The sequence below is a fragment of the Kitasatospora sp. NPDC004799 genome (assembly GCF_040609095.1).
Lineage (GTDB): Bacteria > Actinomycetota > Actinomycetes > Streptomycetales > Streptomycetaceae > Kitasatospora.
In genome coordinates, this window is sequence record NZ_JBEXJK010000641.1 from 1 (window position 1) to 2,933 (window position 2,933).

General features: G+C 74.2%; 3 protein-coding genes. 2 read left to right on the plus strand and 1 reads right to left on the minus strand.

The window, feature by feature from the left end:
* Positions 1-48: 48 nt before the first annotated feature.
* Positions 49-1,002, minus strand: coding sequence for a pirin family protein (locus ABZW03_RS39280; RefSeq protein WP_355269438.1), 954 nt, complete (start codon positions 1,000-1,002; stop codon positions 49-51).
* A 95-nt stretch (positions 1,003-1,097) separates the two neighbouring features.
* On the opposite strand from ABZW03_RS39280, the gene ABZW03_RS39285 reads away from it, so the two are divergent.
* Both ABZW03_RS39285 and ABZW03_RS39290 read left to right on the plus strand, forming a co-directional pair.
* A complete protein-coding gene (locus ABZW03_RS39285) occupies positions 1,098-1,586 on the plus strand; it encodes a carboxymuconolactone decarboxylase family protein (RefSeq protein ID WP_355269440.1) in 489 nt (162 codons plus the stop codon).
* Between the two features lie 169 nt (positions 1,587-1,755).
* On the plus strand, positions 1,756-2,933 hold a 1,178-nt coding region (locus tag ABZW03_RS39290), incomplete at its 3' end, for a serine hydrolase domain-containing protein (RefSeq protein WP_355269442.1).

Genomic DNA, 2,933 nt, shown 5'->3' on the forward strand with positions numbered 1-2,933 from the left:
GGTGGCGCGCCCCCCGCCCCCCCCACCCCCGGTTGGCAAACACCCAGGTCAGCGGACGTTTCCCCGGGGCTTGAGGGGGATGCCCGGGAGCTCCGGGGCGGGGAGGCGGTCGCCCGGGTAGCCCTGGACGGCGCCGAAGCGGTCACCGGCGGCCTGCCACTCCTCGCGGGCCTGGACGATGTCCTCGTGGGACCGCCCGATGAAGTTCCACCACATGACGATCCGCTCCTCGAAGGGCGTGCCGCCGAGCAGGACCAGGCGGGCGTCGGAGCCGCCGGTGTTGGTGAGCGCGAGGGTGCGGTGGCCGGGGGCGACGTAGCCGAGGTCGGCGGGGCGCAGCGGGGTGGAGAGGAGGCGGACCTCGCCGCTGTCGACCAGCAGGCCGTGCTCGAAGGCGGGGTCGACGTCGAGGGTGACGGTGGCGTGCGGGCGCAGGATCAGCTCGGCGCCGAGCAGCGGGGTGAAGGTGGGGACGGGGGAGGTGTCGCCGGCCAGGCTGCCGAGGAAGACCCGCGCCTCGCCGCCGTCCAGGGCGACCGGGGCGGGCACGTGGTGGCGGAAGTCGCGCCCGGTGTGCCGGTGCTCCTCGGGCAGGGCGACCCACAGCTGGACGCCGTGCAGGACGGTGGTGGCCGGGGTGGACACCTCGGAGTGGGCGATGCCGCGGCCGGAGGTCATCAGGTTGACCTCGCCGGGCCGGACGTACGCGTGCACGCCGAGGCTGTCCCGGTGCTCGATCTCGCCGGTGAACAGCCAGCTCACGGTCTGCAGCCCGGTGTGCGGGTGCGGGGCGACGTCCATGCCGCCGGTGTCCGCGACGTCGTCGGGGCCGTAGTGGTCGACGAAGCACCAGGCGCCGATCATGGTGCGGGAGCGCTGCGGCAGGGTGCGGCGTACGGTCATCGCGCGCGGGCCGCCGAGCGGTACGTCCCGGGCGGGCAGGACCTCCACCCGCGGGTCGGCGGCGGGCGTCTCGACGAGGTCGGTCTCGGCGGTGCTCACGGGTTGGTCCCTCCCAGGTGCCAATTAGTTCTATATTCAACTATCATGCCATGGCAGAGTGGCGGGCGACAGTGCGATCAGCCTAAGGAGTCCAGGTGAGTGATGTGACGGCGGTTCCGACGGACCGGCGGGTGTTCATCGACAAGCAGAGCCCCCAGGCGTACAAGGCGCTGCTGGCCGCCGCCGAGGCGGCGCGCGAGGTGGCGGCCGAGGCCGGGCTGGACCGCCGGCTGATCGAGCTGGTCAACCTCCGCGTCTCGCAGATCAACGGCTGCGCCTACTGCCTGCACGTGCACACCCGGGCCGCGGTCCGCGAGGGCGAGACCGCCCAGCGTCTGGGCGTGCTCGCGGCCTGGCGCGACACCGAGGTGTTCAGCGACCGCGAGCGCGCCGCGCTCGGGCTCGCCGAGGCCACCACCGCCCCGGCGGACGCGGCGCTCCAGGAGGCCGCGTACGCGGTGGCGCGCGAGGTGCTGAACGACGAGGAGATCTCCGCGGCGGTCTGGGTGGCGATCACCATCAACTCCTTCAACCGGGTGTCCATCCTGAGCAAGCACCCCGTCCGCCCGGCCCCCGCGCGCTAGCCGCCCGGCGGTCGGGCCCGCGGCGGGGCCTCCGCCTTCCGGCGGAGGCCCTCCGTTCGCAGGCGTACGGCCGGCTCCTCCCGGCGGAGGATGACCGGCCGTCAGCGGTGCGGCGAGGCTGGGCGGCGAGGGCGAGGAGCTGCTCGCCGACGGCGAAGGTGGGGGTCGCATGGCACGTCGTACGTTTTCCGCGCTGGTGGGGGCGGTCTGTCTGGCACTGGCCGGGCCGGTGGTCGCGGCCGGTGCGGCCGAGGCCGCCGACGGGCGGCCGGGCCCCGGCGATCCGCGGGCGGCGGCGCTGCGGGCGCTGACCGACGCGGGTGCGGTCGGGGCGATCGCGGAGGTCAGGGACGGGAACGGGGCCTGGCGCGGGGCGTCCGGCGTCTCCGACCTGGCCACCGGCGCACCGGTCCGCGCCGACGGGCGGTTCCGGGTCGGCAGCGTCACCAAGGTGTTCACCGCCACCGCGGTGCTCCAACTGGTCGGGGAGGGCCGGATCGGCCTGGACGACCCGATCGAGCGCCACCTGCCCGGACTGGTGCCGAACGGCGAGCACATCACCGTCCGTCACCTGCTCGGCCACCGCTCCGGGCTCTGGGACTCCACCAACGAGAAGGGCGGGGTGTTCCCCGACTGGTCGGACCCCGCGGTGATCCGGAACTGGCTGGACGGGGGCGGCCTGACCCGGCACATCACCCCGGCCCAGGTGGTGGCCTCCTCGGTGGCGCACGCGCCCAACTTCCCGCCGGGCACCGGGTACAGCTACTCCAACGTCAACTTCACCCTGCTCGGCATGATCATCGAGAAGGTGACCGGGCACGGCTACGCCCAGGAGATCACCGCGCGCATCCTGCGCCCGCTCGGCCTGACCAGCACCTACTTCCCGGGCACGGCCACCGGAATCCGGGGCCCGCACGCCCACGGCTACGTGACGCTGCCCGAGGGCCCCGGCCCGGCGGACCACAGCGACCGGGACGTGACGGTGGCCAGTCTCACCTGGGCGAACTCGGCCGGGGAGCTGATCTCCACCCTGGGCGACCTGAACCGCTTCGAGAAGGCCCTGCTGGGCGGCCGGCTGCTGCCGCCGGCGCTGCTCGAGGAGATGACCACGACCACCCCGATCGACATCGAGGGCGTGCCGACCGCGCTGGGCTACGGGCTCGGCCTGGCCAGCTGGCAGCTCTCCTGCGGACCGGTCTACGGGCACAACGGCTCGGTGCCCGGGTACACCACCGAGCTGTGGAGCTCGGGCGACCGGCAGGTGTCGCTGTCCGCCACCCCGCGCGGCGACCAGGCGGAGTACGTCGCGCAGATGCAGGCGGAGGGGGCGTTCCTGGAGCAGGCCTT